Raw genomic sequence first — 18,917 nt, 5'->3', positions numbered from 1 at the left:
CAGTTTGATTTGGTAGTTTGAAGAAAAGTTCCGGAAAGGCAACTTCAGGTTTTCTTTTAAGAATTTTTATCTTCCAATAGGATTCGAGAAATCCCATTCCGTAACCCGTGAATTGTTTCCATACAGCAATCATCGAATAAAAACCAATGAGTGGATTTTTATTTTGTATAGAAGAAACCACGAAAATGATAACAAAATACAGAAAATAGATTTTCAGTGGCCAGTCAAAAAGCAACAAAAGTGATAAAAACGAGGCGAATAAACCAATAACAAAAAGTGACGGCAACCAAAATGTTGGTTTACTGTACTCGGGATACCAATGATTTAAGATGGGTCGTGCTTTTCCAAATTTATTGACTTGAAAACTGAATTTTTGCCAATCGATGCGGCGCTTGTGGTATACGTATGCGTTAGAAAACAATCGTGTTTTGAATCCGAGTTTCCATAATCGAATCGACAAATCGGGATCTTCACCTGGATGAATATTTCCGAAACCATTGGAAGCTTCATAGGCTTTTTTCGAAATTCCCATGTTGAAACTACGAGGTTGAAATTTATTTAGTTTTTCTGAACCACCTCGAATTCCTCCTGTGGTTAAAAAAGAGGTCATTGCAAAATTGATGGCTTTTTGAATTTTGGAGAACGAAGCTAATGCTCTATCTGGACCACCAAAACAATCTACGCATTCACGAGTCAACTCCTTCTCTATTTCATTCAAATATTCTTTTGGAATGATACAATCTGAATCGAAAATGATAAAATAATCACCTTTGGCTTTTTTCATTCCGAAGTTTCTCGAATCACCTGGACCTGAATTCTCTTTAAAATAATAGGAAATATTCAACTGATTAGAAAACTGTCGTACGACTTCTTTAGAATCAATTGTTGAACCGTCTTCTACAATTACTACTTCGTATTCCTTTTTGTAATCTGAAACTACCAAACTATCGAGTAGTTCTTTGATTTCATCTGGTCGATTATAAACAGGTATAATTATTGAAAATTTCATTCCTCTAAAATTTCAACAAATATACACTTAAAAAAAAAATGCCACTCGAAAAGGAGTGGCATTTTAAACTATTTTTAAGAATGATTATTCTTTAATCACTTTAATTGTTTTTACTTGATCATCAGCAGTAACTCTTACTAAATAAGTTCCGTTAGGAAGGTGTGACATATCAATTTGGCTTTGAGTAGCGTTCATTGGTTTTGCAATCACTTGTTGACCTAAAAGATTAATTACTTCTACTTTAGTAATGTTTTGAGTGTACGATAAGTTAAGAACATCTCGAACAGGGTTTGGATAAGCTCTTAATGAAGAACTTTCAAAATCTACATTCGATAATGAAGCATCGTAAGCAGAAATCACGAAAGATCCGTTTGTTCCACCACCAAGGAAACTGTATCTCCATACTGCAATGTAAACTGTATCACCTGGAGTTAATCCTGTTAATGACAATAACGACATGAAACCGATTCCATCATCATCATTACAGCCCACTTCAGTCAATGTACCAGTACAACTTCCCGTGAAAGCTGAAACGACTGAATCAGTCATTCCACCATCAGCTTGCGTTTCAATTGTAATACTTCCAGAAGCTGGAACCACAACAGAATACCATGCGTCAGATGAGAAATTCGCTTGACAAGAAGGAGTTAAGCTTCCTGTTGATGCTCCCGCATTTGTTGTGCTTAAAGGATTAGTTCCAAATACTGCGCCAGTAGTTAAAGCAATTGCACCTGAACATTCATCATTAGCAATAGGATTTACAGTAAGCACACCACTTAGGTAAGTAGTTCCGTCCCATTCGTTACCTTGATTAGATGAATTGATTCCACCGTAAACATAAGGACCATTGTTTAGACTAAAGCGTGTTGCATAGTAGTAAGTACCTGGAGCCAAAGTTGCACCTATTTGAGCTTCATACTCATCATTATTTGAAATATGAGCTGCATTCCATGTTGCTGGAACCCAAGTAGTCCATGTGTTAGGATTTGAGTTATCACCAGCTGGACTAATTCCAACCCATGCAGCAATACCTGGAGCTTGTCCGTCAATATTTGGAGCAACGTCTGTTAAACCAGCTTCGTAAACTTGACCATAAACTGTTCCACTACCACCTGCGGTTACAGTAATTGTTGGTGGCCATTGTAATGCTACATAATCCGGCTCATCACTAGAAACCACACCACAAAGAACAAATTTAGCTCTGTTGGTTTGTTGATCACCACAACCCGCTAAGTGGGTATAGAATCTAACATCACCAGAAATGGTAGCAACCCAAGTTACTGAACCAACACCAACTGCAGCTGCAGTAGCACCAGCGTCAGCACTAATTGTAATCACATCTGTTGCAACTGAACTTGAGAAAGTATAGGTTTCACCTGAAGTTACAGTTACCAATGCATATTCACCAGCCCAACCGTTTGCAACGATTTGTTGCTGAGTTACACCATCACAAGCTGATGGAACATAAGCTGCAGCAGGAAATTGACCAAAAGTAGCCGTTAAACATGGCGCAACTGGTGTACAAACAACATATTTAAATCTGCCTACAGCTTCATCACCACAAGCATCATCAGTATGTAAATATACTCTAACAACTCCAGAATAAGTAGCAACCCATGATAAAGGTCCTACACCTTCTGCAATGGCAATTACACCATCTGAACTTAAAGTAAAGAAGTCAGTTGCTACAGAACTACTAAAAGTATACGTATTACCTGCTTCAACTTGAACATTTGAGTATTCACCTGCATAAGCATCATCAGTAATTTGGTTCAAAGTCGACCCATCACAAACCGATGGAATCACAGTATCTGCTGGGTATAAATCTCCATTTAAACAAGCAACACCACAAATAACAGAAGTTGTTCTGTTTACATCCGCAGTTCCACAAGCTGAATCCGTGTTGATATTAACTCTAACTACTCCTGTTACAGTTGCAACCCAAACCAAAGGAACTTGACCAGCTGTAGCAGCAGTAACATTTCCGTCTGTACTAATTGTTAAATAATCGGTAGCAACCGAACTATTTAAGGTATAGGTTTCTCCAGCAATAACATTTAAGTTATAGTAATCACCCGCCCAAGAATCATTTGCTACTAAAGTAGAAGCAATTCCATCACAAGCTGTAGGTGTAATATCTGTTGCAGGATACTGGAATGTATTTGACAAACAAACTGGTAAATCTTCTGTGGTAAAACTCCATACGGCACATCCTACAGCAGGTCCAGCAGCATTTCTTGGAACTATTTGCCAATAAATGGTAGTACTGTATGCTCCAACCTCACCACCATTGATTGGGTCGTTTGTTGGAACATTCACTGCAAAATTCAAAGTTGTTGGAGAATTCCCAACATAAATATCGTATGAAGTTGCAGGATCACCTGTTGTTGGGGCATCCCAAGATAAAATGATATCATCAAAAGCAGGAACAATAGCAGCATCAGCTGGTGTCGGATTAGAGGCGCAACCAGGAGCCATCAAAGCTGTATCACAAACCACTCTTTTTTCTCTGTCTGTTGCTTGAGTTCCACAAGATGAATTGGTGTGGAAATATACTCTAACTACACCATCTGCCGTTGGAGTATAGTCAACACTTCCTGTGCCAACAGCCAAAGCAGTAGTTCCATCTGCAGAAGCTACTGTGATGTAATCAGTTGCAATAGAGCTTGAGAATGTGTAAGTATTAGTAGTTACCACGTTAATATTAGAATATTCACCGGCGTACGAATCTACTGCAACAACATTTACAGTTGTTCCATCACACGTTCCTGGTGTGTACGTAGTAGCAGGATATAATGTTCCTGTTAAACAAAGTACTCCACAAGTTACCGTTGTTGTTCTGTCTACATCTTCAGTTCCACAAGCTGAATTAGTATTGATGTGAACTCTAATAGTTCCTGTTACTGTTGAAACCCATGTTAACGGTTGTGTTCCTGCAGTTACAGCGGTTACACCATTATCAGTACTGATAGTAAAGAAATCAGTAGCTAGAGAACTTCCAAACTTGTAGGTTTGACCAGTAGTTACAGCAACATTAAAATAATCACCAGCCCAAGAATCATCAGCGATTTGAGTAGGAGTAAATCCATCACATGTACCTGGAGTAACTGTAGCAGTTGGGTAATTAAATCCTGTTAAACAAGCTGGAATAGCGGTAACTGAAAGTGTGTAATCTTCAGCTTCACCCCAGCCACCACCGCCAGTATTACAAGAATCTGGAAAAACGGTTGTACTGTTGTTGAATTTTTTCACCACACGCATGCGAGTGTTTCCTCCTAATGCTGAAGCCGAAGCAGTAATTGAACCATTTAAAACAACAGTATCTAATCCGTCAGAATTCATGATACTTCCAATGTTGTAAGTCTCACCTGAATCGGTAAAATCACCATCTTGATTCCAATCGATAAAGACTGAAAGATTTGTGTTAAAATTTCCATCCGTATTCCCTTTTAAAGTAATGGGATACGTTTGACCAGCTGTAACATTACCTACAATTGCGGTAAAGTCCTGATGCGCAACACCACCGAGAGTATTTGGCGAGGAATTGTTAATTCCAGCAAAGTTCACCAAGGTAATGGGTTCTTCATTGTTTGCAAATGCTATTGGTCCGCAATACGGCGCAGGAAACTGTGCGAACGCCATACAACTGACAAAAAACATTACAATCAGAAATGTAATTTTTCTCATAATTAATTTGATTTGTGTTTATTCCCAATAAAATTATAAAAAAAAATAAAAGCTCGCTTAAATTTGCGAGCTTTTTATTACAATTGTTAATAACTAATTTTTAGAATTATTCAGATATACTAGCGACTTTAACTAGTTCATTTGTGTCAGCTAAATAGTCAACTCCTTCAAAACCAAACCCAAATAAATTTAAGAAATCTTGTTTATATCCTGCCAAATCACCAATTTCTGTTAGCGATTCTGTAGTTGCCTTTAACCATAAGTCGGCAACTTGTTTTTGAACATCATCACGCATTTCCCAGTCATCAATTCTGATTCTACCTTTATCATCAACCGGAATTTCATTACCAGAATACAATCGGTCAGCATACAATCGCTGCATTTGTTCAATACAACCTTCATGTATTCCTTCGGCCTTCATAATTTTGTAAAGTAGTGAAATGTAAAGTGGAATAACAGGAATTGCAGAACTTGCCTGTGTTACCAATGCTTTATTTACTGAAACATAAGCTTTTCCTTTGATTGATTTTAATGATTCTGAGATGTCAAAAGCGGTGGCTTCTAAATGGTCTTTTGCTCTTCCAATTGTACCTTTTCTGTATACGGCTTCCGTAACTTCAGGTCCAATGTACGAGTATGCAATAGTCATTGCGCCATCGGCTAAAACTCCAGCATTTTTCATGGCTTCCATCCACATTGACCAGTCTTCACCACCCATTACAACAACAGTATTATCTATATCTTCTTGATTAGCAGGCTCTATGGTTACTTGAGATACATTTCCGGTGTGAAAATCTACCGTCTTGTTAGAAAATGTTGCTCCGATTGGTTTTAAAACTGAACGGTGCAAAACTCCAGTTACTGGATGCAAACGAACAGGTGATGCTAAACTATAAATCACCAGATCAACTTGACCCAAATCGGCTTTAATTAAATCGATTGTCTGTTGTTTAATTTCATTTGAAAAAGCATCTCCATTGATACTTTTAGCATACAAACCCGCATTGTGCGCTTCTTGCTCGAAAGCAGCTGAATTGTACCAACCAGGAGAAGCTGTTTTGCCTTCTGAAGCAGGCTTTTCAAAGAAAACTCCTATTGTTGATGCACCACATCCAAAGGCACTTGTAATTCGGGAAGCCAAACCAAAACCCGTCGAAGCGCCAATTACTAATACTTTTTTGGCTCCATCTATAGAACCTTTTGATTTGACGTGTGCAATTTGATTTTTTACATTCTGCTCACAGCCTTTAGGATGCGCTGTTAAACAGATAAAACCTCTCATTCTTGGTTCGATAATCATAATAATATAGTCGTTTAGAAGTTATGTTTATTTTTAACAAAGATAATTTATTTTACTTTAATAGTTCTTTGGCATTATTCAAAGCTGATTCCGTAATGGTTGAACCCGATAACATTTGAGCAATTTCATTAATACGTTCTTGATCATTCAGTTTAACTATTTGAGTAATGGTATGATGCGCCTCTTCTTTCTTAAACACTTTAAAATGCGCTGTTCCTTTTGAAGCAATTTGCGGTAAATGAGTGATACTCAATACTTGCATTGACTGACTCATTTGTTTCATAATTTCACCCATTTTATGAGCAATTTCACCAGAAACTCCGGTATCAATCTCGTCGAATAAAATGGTTGGTAACTTGGAATGTTGAGCTAATATCGATTTGATTGCTAACATAATTCGCGACAATTCTCCGCCTGATGCTACTTTTTTCAATAAACCAAAATCGGAACCTTTATTGGCTGAGAAGAGCAACTGAATTTCATCGGAACCATTGGACAAGAACTTATCCGTTGGTTTAATATCAAATTTAATTTGAGCATTAGGCATTCCCAATTGCGCCAAGATATTTTGCGTTTTTTCAACTAAAACAGAAACAAATTGAATTCGTTTTTGGCTGATTTCTTTTGCTACTTTTCTCAAATCAGTTTCAACTTCTTCACTCCTATTTTTTAAAGCGGCAATTTCATCTTCTAAAGTCGTAACCGAAATTACTTTTTGATCCAATTCGTTTTGAATATGAAGTAATTCTTCAACCGATGAAACATTGTGTTTTCTTTGAAGCGAATAAATATCTTGTAGTTGCTGATTGACTAATTCCAATTGTTCAGGATCAGAAAGTAATGCATCCGCTTGATTGGAAGTTTCTTTTTCAATGTCATCAAACTCAATGATCACACTGTTCAATCGTTCCAAAAGCAATTCGTATTCTTTAGAAAAACCGGCAACTTTTTGGAACGCTATTTTGATTTCTTTCAGATTTTGAATCACTCCAAACTGTTCTTCATTGGATATAGAACTAATTTTTTGAAGTTGTTCTTTAATCAATTCAACATTATTGAGTTTTTCATAGGTTGACTCCAACTCTACTTGATCCAAACCTTTTAACTTCGCATTGACTAATTCCTCTAATAAAAATGTATTGTAATCTTGTTCTTTTATTACCGAACTTAACTTTAATTTTTTTTCTTCAATAGAGGAAATAATCGCTTTATATTCTTTCAAAGCAATTTTATATTCATTGAGCAAATCAAAATTGTTGGCAACCGAATCGATGATTTGAAATTGGTACGAATCATCCGAAAGATCTTGAGTTTGATGTTGCGAATGAATATCAACCAAGAAAGCACTCAAATCTTGCAATTCTTGAAGATTTACAGGTGTATCATTAATGAATGCACGCGATTTTCCGGATGGTAGAATTTCTCTTCTGATGATGGTTTCATCTTCATAATCCAAATCATTATCCAGAAAAAAAGATTGCAAATTGTAATTCTTGAGAAAAAAGGTCGCCTCAACGATGCATTTTTCTTCTTTATTTTTTAATGAAGTTAAATCGGCTCTTTTCCCTAAAACTAAACCTAACGCACCGAGTAATATCGATTTTCCTGCACCTGTTTCACCAGTAATAGTTGAAAATCCATTTGAAAATTGGATTGATAATTTTTCAATCAACGCAAAATTCTCAATAGAAAGTGAGGTAATCATTGAACAATAGTTTATTAATTAAGAGCAAGAATTATCTGATTCGTGACCACTTACTGCTGTTTGTTGGTGACATTTTCATCAATCCTTCAACTAAATCGGTTGTTGAAACCGTTGGACCACCCGAAAATATAGACACTAACTCATCGGATTTGGCATCAAAGAAAGCGCGAGTTAAATACGCATTGGGTCGGGTTGCGTTAACTTGCTTTAAAGTAGTAATTGCTTCTTTAATAATCTCTTTTGATTTTTTTGGATCTTTTTCCATAGTGTCCAAACCTTCAAAATGATAGCTGTAAAGCGCATCTCTGTATTCTTTGAATGTAGGAGAAAGTAGATCGTTGATTAAATAATAACGATTTTGTCTGTTTTCGGTTTGTCCCCAACCTTTAATTTGAGTTGGAGCAGCCAAACTAATGATGTCCTGAGCAATTTGAAAATAAGGTTCACCACCATTAGGCTCGAAAGTTTCTGCATCCGTTCCGATGATGTAATAACAATAAAACGCTAAAACCGACATTAGATTGGAATCAAATGAATTCGGATTGTACGTTAGATTTTCAAATTCAACATAACTGAATGCAAATTCTTTATCGTTTATATTTACTAATGGTGAAGCATAAGTAGAATTGAAAATAGTACGAGAAGATTGTACTTGGATGGTAGTATCAAAATTGTTCCCTTCATACGAATTGATTGTGATGAACATAGAACAATTTATTTTTTCATTGGATTTATACTCCTGCTCTGTCCATGCGTTATTATTTACAAACTCATTTAAAGATCGCTCTAAACTTTTAAAAATCTGAGTGTTAGCGTTGGTTACCTTATCATAATTTACTGTTACCACACAATTTAACTCCTGACTGTTTACTGCGTTTACTAACAACAGTACTGAAAATAGAAACAATTTACGCATGAATTTTTTGAATTACTTTATTAATAATATCAACAGCAACATCTTCTTTCGATTTTAAATCCATTGGTTCTAAATGGAACTCTTTGTCAATGAAAGTTACTTTATTGGTTGGTTTACCAAAGCCTGCACCTTCATCATTCAACGAATTTAAAACAATCAAATCTAAGTTTTTTTTCTGAATTTTCAACTTTGCATTTTCAATTTCATTTTCAGTTTCCAAGGCAAAGCCAATTAACAGCTGTTTTTTCTTTACACTTCCCAAAGAAGCCAAGATGTCTTTTGTTTTTTCCAACTCTATGGTAAACGCCGATTCACTCTTTTTTATTTTCTGAGCAGCTACATTTTTTGGTTTATAATCTGCAACAGCGGCAGCACAAATCGCAACATCAACTGTATCGTAATAACGGTGGCATTCGGTATGCATTTCTTCTGCTGAAGTTACTCGAATTAAATTTACATTCGAACTTTTTGAAGTGTAATGAGTTGGGCCTGAAATTAAGATGACATTAGCGCCTAAATTGGCAGCACAATGAGCAATATCAAATCCCATTTTACCAGTTGAATGATTTCCGATGAAACGAACAGGATCAATCGCCTCGTAAGTTGGACCGGCCGTAATTAAAATGGTTTTATTTTTTAAGGGCAATTTGCTTTCTAAATCTTTTTCTAAAAAAGCAACAATGTTTTCGGGTTCAGCCATTCGACCTTCTCCTGAAAGTCCGCTTGCCAATTCACCTGTTTCAGCCGGAATGATCGTATTTCCAAACTGTTTTAAAGTGTTAAAACTCGAAATCGTCGAAGGATGTTTGTACATATCTAAATCCATTGCTGGAGCAAAATACACCGGACATTTAGCCGATAAATACGTTGCAATCAACAAATTATCGCAATTACCATTGACCATCTTAGACAATGTATTGGCTGTAGCTGGAGCAATCACCATCAAATCGGCCCAAAGCGCAATTTCAACGTGATTATTCCATTGAGCATCAGCATCTTCTTCGTTAAAAAAAGTGGAATGTACTGGATTTTTAGAAAGTGTAGATAATGTAAGAGGAGTTACAAAATCCTTAGAAGCAGGCGTCATTACTACTTGTACTTGAGCACCTGCTTTTATGAAAAGTCTTACTAATGATGCAGTTTTATATGCGGCAATTCCACCAGAAACACCCAGCACTATTTTTTTTCCGCTTAAAACCGACATACTTCAGTGATTATTGTTCAGTATTTCTGTGGTAAATTTTACCGTCTAACCATTCTTGTACTGCAAGAGCGTGAGATTTTGGTAACTTTTCGTAAAATTTAGATACTTCAATTTGTTCTTTGTTTTCAAAGACTTCTTCTAAGCTATCATTGTACGTAGCAAACTCATCCAATTTATCAATTAATTCCTTTTTGATTTCGGCATTGATTTGGTTGGCTCTTTTGGCGATAATTGTGATTGCTTCATACACATTTCCAGTTGGTTCTTCAATTACACTTTTGTTGTAAGTGATTGTGTTTACTGGTGCATTCGTCTTTTTTAAATCCATGACATTTTATTTAGTAAATTGTTGTAAATCTTTTTCAATTCGAGCCAACATTTCGTCGGCTTTTGCTTTATGCTTTGTATCGGCTTTAAATTTCATTAGCCCCGAATAAGCCACTTTTGCGTTTTCAAGTCGCTCTTCCATTTTTTGAGGAACACTATTGATTGCCAAGTTGTAGGCTGAATCAAATTTATAGTAAAGCGCATCTTCTTTTAATGGAGTTCCAGGAAAATCAGATAAAAAGTTTTCGAAAGCAGAAATTGCCGATTTGTAATCGGATATTGTATTGTATTGTTTAGCAATATCAAATGCTTTTTGCTCGAGTTTATTTTTTAACTCAGTTACTACTGCATTGGCTTCTGGTAAGTACTGAGAATTTGGATACATATCAATAAAGTCTTGTAGTTTATCTAAGGCTTTGTTGGTATCAACTTGGTCTAAGCTTGAAACGGGTGATAATTTAGAAAAACATTTTGCAGCTAAAAAAGCGGCTTCCTCTCTTTTTTCACTTTTAGGATAACTGGACGCAAAACTTTCAAATTGATAGGCAGCAAGATAGTACTGTTTGGTATTGTAATACGAATAGGAAAACATATAAAACAACTTCTCCGCTTGAGGTTTCCCTTTGTAAGCTGGACCAATCTGTTCAAAAAGGCGAATGGCTTTTGAATACTTTTTCTCGTCGTATTTTTTAGTAGCCTGATCAAATTTCAAAGCAACATCTTCTGAGTTCAATGCCTTTTGGTATTGACTGCAAGATGAAACTAAAACAACAAGTGCGAATAGGTATATGTAATTCTTCATTTATGTATTTATGTTGAGCCTATTTTAAAGGATTTTGGTCCGTAAAAAAGCAACTGCAAAATTAGTTAATTAATCGTTAGTATGAAAATATTTTTTTTAGCTTATTTTTTTAGTGAAATTTTCCAAGCGAGCCGCTAAATCTTGATTGACATTTACCAATGGCAAACGTAACGTATTTTCTGACAAGCCTAGTGTTTTGAATACTTCTTTGATTCCAGCTGGATTGCCTTGCTCAAAAATCATGTCAATACTATCTGCCAATAAATAATGCAATTGATACGCTTCGTCTACTTTTCGTTGTAATCCTAAGCGAACCATTTCAGAAAATTGTTTTGGAAAACCTTCTCCAATAACCGAAATCACTCCGCTTCCACCTGCTAAAACCATTGGAAGCGTAATCATGTCATCTCCAGAAATCACCAAAAATCCTTTTGGAGCATTTTGAATGAGTTTCATCGCTTGAACAATATCTCCCGCCGCTTCTTTAATTCCGATGATATTTTTAAAATCATTAGCCAAACGAACTACTGTTGATGGCAACATATTACTAGCTGTTCTACCGGGAACATTATACAAAATAACCGGAACTGGAGAAGCTTCTGCAATTGCTTTGAAATGCTGATAAATTCCTTCTTGAGTGGGTTTATTATAATACGGTGAAACCGATAAAATAGCTGAAAATTTAGAAAAATCCCTAGATTTTAATTCTTCAACCACTTTGTACGTATTGTTTCCGCCAACCCCTAAAACCAATGGCAATCTTCCGTTGTTGGCTTCAATAATTGTTGCAATAACCAGTTCTTGTTCGTCAGCGGTAAGCGTCGCCGTTTCCGCTGTAGTTCCCAAAACCACAAGATATTCTACTCCACCGTCAATCACAAAATTTACAATTCGTTTGAGTGCTTCTGTATCAACAGAAAAATCTTTTTTAAACGGAGTAACCAATGCTACGCCAGTTCCAACTAATGATTGCATGTTATATTTTTTTAAGTATTTTTAAATATTTGAATAATTCTTCTGCAAAAGTAGCACATTTATCGATTTCAGTTTGAATTAAAAAGTGATTTAATCGATGATCTACACTTGAAAAACCTACTTTGAAATGGGCTTTCGAAAGTTGAGTTAGCAGTAATAAAGCTGCTTTTTCATCATCATAATAACTAATAAGTAAATCAAAAGTTTTAGCACTGAATTGATCTACGGCTGAATTAGTAAAAGTGGCATTCCAAGTAATGTCTTTGTTTGAAAAAACCGTGTAATCAAAAACATCTGTTTTCTTAACTTTATCCTTAAAAACTATAAACTCGATTGAAAGTGGTGCAACTTGCCATTTTTTTATTTCATTAATCAACTTTTCACGCTGACTACTTTGCGTTTCATCAAAAATAATTCCGATGGTTTGAACCGAATTCGCTGAGGCAATATGTTTTACGTTGGATAACCTTTTTTTAACACTATTTTTAATGATAAAATCCTTGAATTTGTGAGAAAACATATTACTTTTACTTGGTTTACAAATTTAATTAATTTAGTTGCATAAACGATGGTAAAACTAAAAAACTCTACTCTTGTTTTAAAATGTTTTGGTTTATTATTAACATTTTTTATTCTGATTTCGTGTGGTCAGCAAAAAAACTTTGTTACCAAAATTGAAGGAAAAAAAATAGGCATCACCGAAGCTCAAGCTGAAAACTCTGATATAGAAAACTTTATTAAACCTTACAGAGAAAATATCGATAAAGATTTAAGTCAGGTTTTGGCTTACAATCCCGAAAATTTAGAAAAATCGAAAGGCGAATGGCAAACCAACATCGGTAATTTCTTGGCTGATATTACGTTGAACAAAAGCAATAAAGTATTCCAGAGTAGAGAGAAAAAATCAATCGATATTTGTATTTTGAATCACGGTGGCATCCGAACCATGATTCCGAAAGGAAATGTTACCGCACGCAATGCTTTTGAAGTAATGCCTTTTGAAAATGCTGCCGTTATAATTTCATTAAAAGGGCAGCAAATTGTAGAAATGGCGAATTATATTATTACTGAGAAAAAACCTCATCCGTTACAAGGATTATCGTTTACAATTGGCAAAGATAATGTGGCCAAAGACATTAAAATTCAAAATAAAGCCATTGATTCTAACGCAATTTATTACGTAGTTACTTCTGATTATTTGGCCAATGGAGGCGATAATATGACGTTTTTCAAACAAGGCATTCAACGCTATGACATTGATTACAAATTGCGCAACATCATGATTGATTACTTTAAAGAAGTAGACACCTTGAGTTACGATAATTCCGTTCGAATCACCAAAGAATAATTAGCAACTGAACTAAATTCGACACTAATGAAAAGAAGAACTTTCATCAAAAATACAGCAGCATCATCGGCTTTTTTAACTCTTGGCGGTTTGTCGCTAAGCAGCTTTACTTCCACCGATGTTAAAAAAATAACCATTTTACACACCAACGACGTTCACAGCTATATTGATCCGTTTCCGAAAGACCATCCGCGAAACCCAAATATGGGCGGTGTGGCACGAAGAGCAGCGCTAATCGAAAGTATTCGCCAGGAAAATCCAAATGTACTTTTATTAGATGCCGGAGATATTTTTCAAGGAACACCTTATTTTAATTATTATGGTGGCGAATTGGAATTCAAGTTGATGAGCATGATGAAATACGATGTAGCAACCATTGGAAATCACGACTACGACAACGGTTTAGAAGGCTTGTTAGCCCAATTACCACATGCTAAATTTGATTTTGTCTCGTCGAACTATGATTTTAAAAATACCATTTTGGATGGTTATATTAAACCGTATAAAATTCTAACAGTTGATGGTGTAAAAATTGGAATATTTGGACTCGGCGTTGAATTGGAAGGATTAGTGGATAAAAAGAACTGTAAAGAAACCGTTTACAATGATCCGATAGAAATTGCTACTGATATGTCGCACAAGTTGAAACACGAACACAAATGTGATTTAGTCATTTGTTTGTCGCACATCGGTTTCAAATACAAAGAAGACCCGAATAAAGTGTGTGATTTGATTTTGGCGAATAAAACCAAAGACATCGACTTAATCATTGGCGGACATACACATACTTTTTTAGATAAACCAGTTGTTGAAAAAAACAGCGAAGGAAAAGAAGTTTTAATCAATCAAGTAGGTTGTTATGGGTTGAATTTGGGTCGAATTGATTTCTATGTTACCTCTGACAAGAAAGTAGCTTCTCAGGGTAAATCAATTGTGGTTTAATTGCTTTTTGCGTAAATCGTAACGCTCATTTATTATGAAATAGCGTGCTATAAAGAAATAACTCAGTAATTGAAGGATATAGTTAATGACTATCATTACTGGAAATTTATAGTAGTACTCACTTATTAAATAGGAAACATCGGTAAAGACAAAAGTTGCCACACAGAAAAAGAACAATAAATCGTGTAAGCGATTACGGTAACTCAAATTGTAAGCTGCCACTATTGCATTCAATCCCAAAACGATTCCATAAATACTGATGGAAACTTTGTAAGTATTCAACTCTATCAAAGCTAAATCCAGAACACTGAAATAAAGAAAAACAACAAATCCAACTATAATTACAAACGAAATTACATTGGTAAATGTCAACCTGAATTTTACAATATCTTTCAATCCGAAAGACAAAAACAAAATGTAGTTCACAATTCCTAACACCAATAATTCAAATAATGCATCTTTGATGATGAAATTGTAAATATCAGTCAACAAAAAAAGAAACATGACTAATGTTGGTGCCCAATTGATTTTTTGCGCCTTTAAGCAATAATAGATGTAAATTAGAGGAATAAAAACTAATCTACTTATTTTCACAAATTCAACATAGTGAAATGTGTTGGCTAAGGTGGAAAGAATTCCAACCACCAAAGCAATAAGCAGCACTAGTTTGTCTTTTTTCATCGGATCAATTCTAAAAATTCGGTTTCAGATATAATTGGAATTTTGAGTTGATTGGCTTTTTCTAATTTCGCCGGACCCATATTATCGCCAGCCACTACATAATCGGTTTTGGCCGAAATGGAACTTCCTACTTTTCCGCCGTTGTCTTCGATGGCTTTTTTCAAATCATCGCGAGAAAATTGTTCGAAAACTCCCGATACCACAAAGGTTTTGCCTACTAATTTGTCAGTCGCATCCGGATTGTGAACCTCAACTATTTCGAACTGAACACCAAAACTCTTCAATCGCTCAATGATGATGGTATTGTTTTCGTTTTCAAAAAATTCAATAACACTTTGGGCAATTCGCTCGCCAATTTCATCCACCAAAATCAAATCCATTAACGAAGCCTGACGCAAGGCATCGATATTTTTATAATGCTTGGCTAGTTTTTTGGCTACCGTTTCACCCACATATCGAATTCCGAGTGCAAACAATACCCGTTCAAACGAAACTTCCTTCGATTTTGCGATTCCGTTTACCAAATTTTCAGCCGATTTTTGCGCCATTCTTTCGAGCGGAATCACTTGTTCAACCGTTAATTCATACAAATCAGAATAATCTTTTACCAAACCATTATTGAACAACAACGCCACTGTTTCGCCTCCTAAACCTTCAATATCCATGGCTTTTCGGGAAATGTAATGCTGAATGCGACCGATAATTTGTGGAGGACAACCGTAAAAATTTGGGCAATAATGTTGCGCTTCGCCTTCTTTACGAATCAACTCTGTTTGACATTCTGGACAATGTGTGATGTATTTTGTGGGTTCAGGTTCGTTTCCTCTTTGAGCAACACCAATAATTTTCGGAATGATTTCACCGCCTTTTTCAACAAACACGGCATCGCCTATTCTGATGTCGAGTTTTTCAATTTGGTCTGCGTTGTGCAATGAAGCGCGCTTGACAATGGTTCCAGCGAGTTGTACGGGTTCTAAATTGGCAACCGGAGTGATTGCACCTGTTCGTCCGACTTGATAGGAAATAGAATTCAACTTAGTTGTTACTTGTTCCGATTTAAACTTATAAGCAATTGCCCAACGTGGCGATTTGGCTGTGTATCCTAATTCTTGCTGATGATCGAAGTTATTCACTTTAATAACAACACCATCGGTTTCGTAAGGCAAATCATGGCGATGAACATCCCAATAGTTGATGAACTCAAAAACTTCATCTAAATTATGAGCCAATTTGGATTGCGTTGGTACTTTAAATCCCCAATTGCGTGCGGTTTCCAATCCGTCGTATTGCGAATTGAACGGTAAATTTTGTCCAGTGATGAAATACAGCAAACAATCCAATGGTCGTTTGGCAACCTCAGCACTGTCTTGTAATTTTAAACTTCCTGAAGCCGTGTTTCTTGGGTTGGAATACGGAGTTTCACCAATTTCAATCAACTCTTGATTCATTTTTTCAAAACCGTCAAGCGGAAGAATAATTTCGCCTCGAATGTCAAATTTGGTTGGAAAATTACCTTTTAGTTTCAGCGGAATCGATTTGATGGTTTTAATATTGTTTGTTACATCGTCACCTTGAATTCCGTCACCACGCGTCACCGCACGCAACAACTTCCCATTTTCATAAGTAATCGAAATTGAAGCACCATCGTACTTTAATTCGCAGGTATAGTTCAAATCAACATCGCCTAACATTTTCTGGATTTTGGCTTCCCAATCGAGTAAATCTTCTTTGGAATATGAATTATCCAACGAATACATTCTATTTTCATGTACAACGGTTTGGAAATTTTTAGTAATGGTTCCGCCTACTCGTTGAGACGGAGAATTTTCGTCAAAAAACTCCGGATGTTTGGCTTCTAATTCCTGAAGTTGTTTTAGCTTTTGGTCAAACTCAAAATCGCTGATGGTGGGTTTGTCCAATACATAATAGTTGTGATTGTGCTGATTGAGTTCTTCTCTTAAATCTTGAATGGCTTTTTGAACATCCATAAAAACAGGACTATTTTTTGGTTATACTTATAAATAGAGCATAAAAATAATAAAACCACTCTTTTCAAAGTGGTTTTAGTTCAAATAAATTCAATTATTATTTTTCGAGGACAATAAAATCGGATCTTCGGTTTTTAAAATGTTCTTCTTCTGAGCATTTAACATTGTTGCTACAGTTGTTGGTGAGTCTACTTTCACCAAAACCAATAGCACTTTCAATTCGAGAAGCATCAATTCCTTTAGATATAATGTACGCCTGTGTCGATTTTGCTCTATTGTCTGATAGTTTCAAATTGTAACTGTCTTTTCCACGTGAATCCGTATGCGATTCAATTTTGATTTTTACTTTGGGGAATTTTTGCATTACAAAAACCACTTTATCCAATTCGATTGACGCTTGTGGCGTAATATCCCACTTATCATAATTAAAAAATATTGGATTTACACTGATTTTCTCTTGTCCTTTATCGACCACAATCAAATCGTCGTAATTACTCAATTCAAAATTGACATTTTTGGTTTCATTGCCATTTTTCTTACCCGTTTCTAACTCTTTGGATTCTGTACTGTGGTTGGTTTTGGATGCCGTTATTTTTACTTTTTTTCCACAAGGAATAGTGAGTTTGTATTCACCCGTAGCGCTTGAAGTTGTAGTTGCAATCAAATCTCCAAATGAATCGTAAGCCGTAATTGTCGCTTCACTAATGGCAAATTTCGATTTTGAATTGGTGACTTTACCCGAAATCAACTCGTTGCATTCGGGTTTTGCTTTGGTAAAATAATAAATATCATCACATCCTTTTCCGTTGCCTCTGTTGGAAGAAAAATAACCATACGAATCGGTTGAATCTACGATATAAGAAAAATCATCTTTGTTACTGTTGATCGGAGCACCTAAATTTCTTGGTTCAGAAAAACTCATGTTGACCGAAAATTTGCTTTGATAGACATCCAAATCGCCCCAACCATAATGTCCATCCGATGAAAAATACAAGATTCCATTTCTGAAAAACGGAAATAATTCATTGCCAATAGTATTGATACTCGGACCTAAATTAATTGGTGAGCTCATAGTACCGTCTTCAGCAACTTTTACAACGTACAAATCGGTTTCTCCATAACCACCGGGCATATCGGAAGCAAAAAAGAGCCAACGACCATCTTCACTTAACGATGGATGACCAACGGAGTAGTTTTTACTATTAAAATATACACTCTCTGTTTTTACTAATTTGCCGTCATCGATTTGGCCTTTAATAATTTGAAAGTTGTTGGTTTTGGAATTGTCAATGATTAGTTTCTTTTTTAAAACAATATTGGTAGTATAATAAATGGTTTTTAAATCGGGAGTAACGGTAGCCGTTGCTTCGTGGTATTTTGTCATTACGTTGGGCAAAAAAAGACTTTCACTAAAAAGATTACCATCATTAACATTTCGATCAGCAACGTAAATATTGAGAAAAGGTTGATTGTTCCAACTGTATAATTTGTTGATATTGGTCGTATCTCTTGCCGAAGTAAAGATGATTTTTTCTCCATAAAATGCTGCTCCAAAATCAGATTTAGACGAATTGATGTCTAAGTTTTTAATTGCATACAGGCTTTTGGTGCCAGCAAGACTATCGTTCATTCGCTTTTGAGATAAAAAATGATCGATTTGTTTTTGATCACCTTTTTTGATCAAATATTCTTTGGTCAATTGGTTGGCTTTGTCATAATCCATGACACCTTTCATCGATTGGATGTATTTCAAAAAATAATCATCACTCAAACTGTTTCCTTGAATATCATATAGTTTTTGATACCATCGCAATGCATTCCGATTATCATCAATGTTATAATACGAATCGGCTACATTTTTTAAAGTCTGTATCGAAGGCTTATCAACCGTTTCTAAATATTCTTCATAAGCTTTTGCAGCATCAACAAAATAATATGTTTTAAAAAGTTGATCCGCTTTCTTCAATTTTGCTTGTCCAAAACTTAAAGACAAGCTCAATACTAACAGTGAAAGGTAAATTTTTCTCATAATC

General features: G+C 35.5%; 14 protein-coding genes and 1 pseudogene. 2 read left to right on the top strand and 13 right to left on the bottom strand.

Going from position 1 to position 18,917, the window contains the following annotated elements; all coding sequences use genetic code 11:
• Nucleotides 1-13: 13 nt before the first annotated feature.
• The 10 genes and pseudogenes from VK161_RS11515 to VK161_RS11470 all read right to left on the bottom strand — a co-directional run.
• A pseudogene (locus VK161_RS11515) lies at nt 14-1,009 on the bottom strand (glycosyltransferase); the annotation flags it as partial.
• A gap of 84 nt (nt 1,010-1,093) precedes the next feature.
• Nucleotides 1,094-4,696 carry a T9SS type A sorting domain-containing protein gene (locus VK161_RS11510; RefSeq protein WP_324214930.1) on the bottom strand — a complete coding sequence of 1,201 codons (3,603 nt, stop codon included), beginning with the start codon at nt 4,694-4,696 and terminating at the stop codon, nt 1,094-1,096.
• A gap of 106 nt (nt 4,697-4,802) precedes the next feature.
• Nucleotides 4,803-5,996, bottom strand: a complete 1,194-nt coding sequence (fabV, locus tag VK161_RS11505; RefSeq protein WP_324214929.1) for an enoyl-ACP reductase FabV — start codon at nt 5,994-5,996, stop codon at nt 4,803-4,805.
• Nucleotides 5,997-6,048: 52 nt separating this feature from the next.
• A complete protein-coding gene (gene recN, locus VK161_RS11500) occupies nt 6,049-7,701 on the bottom strand; it encodes a DNA repair protein RecN (protein ID WP_324214928.1) in 1,653 nt (550 codons plus the stop codon).
• A 31-nt stretch (nt 7,702-7,732) separates the two neighbouring features.
• A complete protein-coding gene (locus VK161_RS11495; protein ID WP_324214927.1) occupies nt 7,733-8,617 on the bottom strand; it encodes a DUF4835 family protein in 885 nt (294 codons plus the stop codon).
• Complete coding sequence (coaBC, locus tag VK161_RS11490) at nt 8,610-9,821, bottom strand: bifunctional phosphopantothenoylcysteine decarboxylase/phosphopantothenate--cysteine ligase CoaBC (protein WP_324214926.1); 1,212 nt, start codon at nt 9,819-9,821, stop codon at nt 8,610-8,612. The genes VK161_RS11495 and coaBC overlap by 8 nt, the downstream gene beginning before the upstream one ends.
• 10 nt (nt 9,822-9,831) lie before the next feature.
• Nucleotides 9,832-10,149, bottom strand: coding sequence for a DNA-directed RNA polymerase subunit omega (locus VK161_RS11485; RefSeq protein ID WP_324214925.1), 318 nt, complete (start codon nt 10,147-10,149; stop codon nt 9,832-9,834).
• A gap of 6 nt (nt 10,150-10,155) precedes the next feature.
• Nucleotides 10,156-10,950, bottom strand: a complete 795-nt coding sequence (locus tag VK161_RS11480) for an outer membrane protein assembly factor BamD (RefSeq protein ID WP_324214924.1) — start codon at nt 10,948-10,950, stop codon at nt 10,156-10,158.
• A gap of 96 nt (nt 10,951-11,046) precedes the next feature.
• The gene (dapA, locus tag VK161_RS11475) at nt 11,047-11,925 is read right to left on the bottom strand and encodes a 4-hydroxy-tetrahydrodipicolinate synthase (RefSeq protein WP_324214923.1); all 879 of its coding nucleotides are present in this window, start codon (nt 11,923-11,925) and stop codon (nt 11,047-11,049) included.
• A 1-nt stretch (nt 11,926) separates the two neighbouring features.
• Nucleotides 11,927-12,445 carry a DUF6913 domain-containing protein gene (locus VK161_RS11470; RefSeq protein ID WP_324214922.1) on the bottom strand — a complete coding sequence of 173 codons (519 nt, stop codon included), beginning with the start codon at nt 12,443-12,445 and terminating at the stop codon, nt 11,927-11,929.
• Between the two features lie 48 nt (nt 12,446-12,493).
• Between VK161_RS11470 and VK161_RS11465 the strand changes: the two genes are divergently transcribed.
• Both VK161_RS11465 and VK161_RS11460 read left to right on the top strand, forming a co-directional pair.
• Nucleotides 12,494-13,273, top strand: coding sequence for a 5'-nucleotidase (locus VK161_RS11465; protein ID WP_324214921.1), 780 nt, complete (start codon nt 12,494-12,496; stop codon nt 13,271-13,273).
• A gap of 27 nt (nt 13,274-13,300) precedes the next feature.
• Nucleotides 13,301-14,215, top strand: a complete 915-nt coding sequence (locus VK161_RS11460) for a metallophosphatase (protein WP_324214920.1) — start codon at nt 13,301-13,303, stop codon at nt 14,213-14,215.
• Here VK161_RS11460 and VK161_RS11455 read toward each other — a convergent pair.
• The 3 genes from VK161_RS11455 to VK161_RS11445 all read right to left on the bottom strand — a co-directional run bounded on the left by VK161_RS11455 (nt 14,201) and on the right by VK161_RS11445 (nt 18,913).
• Entirely contained in the window at nt 14,201-14,896 is a 696-nt protein-coding gene (locus VK161_RS11455; RefSeq protein ID WP_324214919.1) for a hypothetical protein, read from the bottom strand. The genes VK161_RS11460 and VK161_RS11455 overlap by 15 nt on opposite strands.
• Nucleotides 14,893-16,884 carry an NAD-dependent DNA ligase LigA gene (gene ligA, locus VK161_RS11450; protein WP_324214918.1) on the bottom strand — a complete coding sequence of 664 codons (1,992 nt, stop codon included), beginning with the start codon at nt 16,882-16,884 and terminating at the stop codon, nt 14,893-14,895. The genes VK161_RS11455 and ligA overlap by 4 nt, the downstream gene beginning before the upstream one ends.
• Before the next feature lie 97 nt (nt 16,885-16,981).
• Nucleotides 16,982-18,913, bottom strand: coding sequence for an OmpA family protein (locus VK161_RS11445; RefSeq protein ID WP_324214917.1), 1,932 nt, complete (start codon nt 18,911-18,913; stop codon nt 16,982-16,984).
• Nucleotides 18,914-18,917: the final 4 nt, after the last annotated feature.

This window comes from Flavobacterium sp. (assembly GCF_035299245.1).
Classification (GTDB): Bacteria; Bacteroidota; Bacteroidia; order Flavobacteriales; family Flavobacteriaceae; genus Flavobacterium.
The sequence above is the reverse complement of the archived record's forward strand: the minus strand, read 5'-3'. Positions and strand labels throughout refer to the sequence as shown.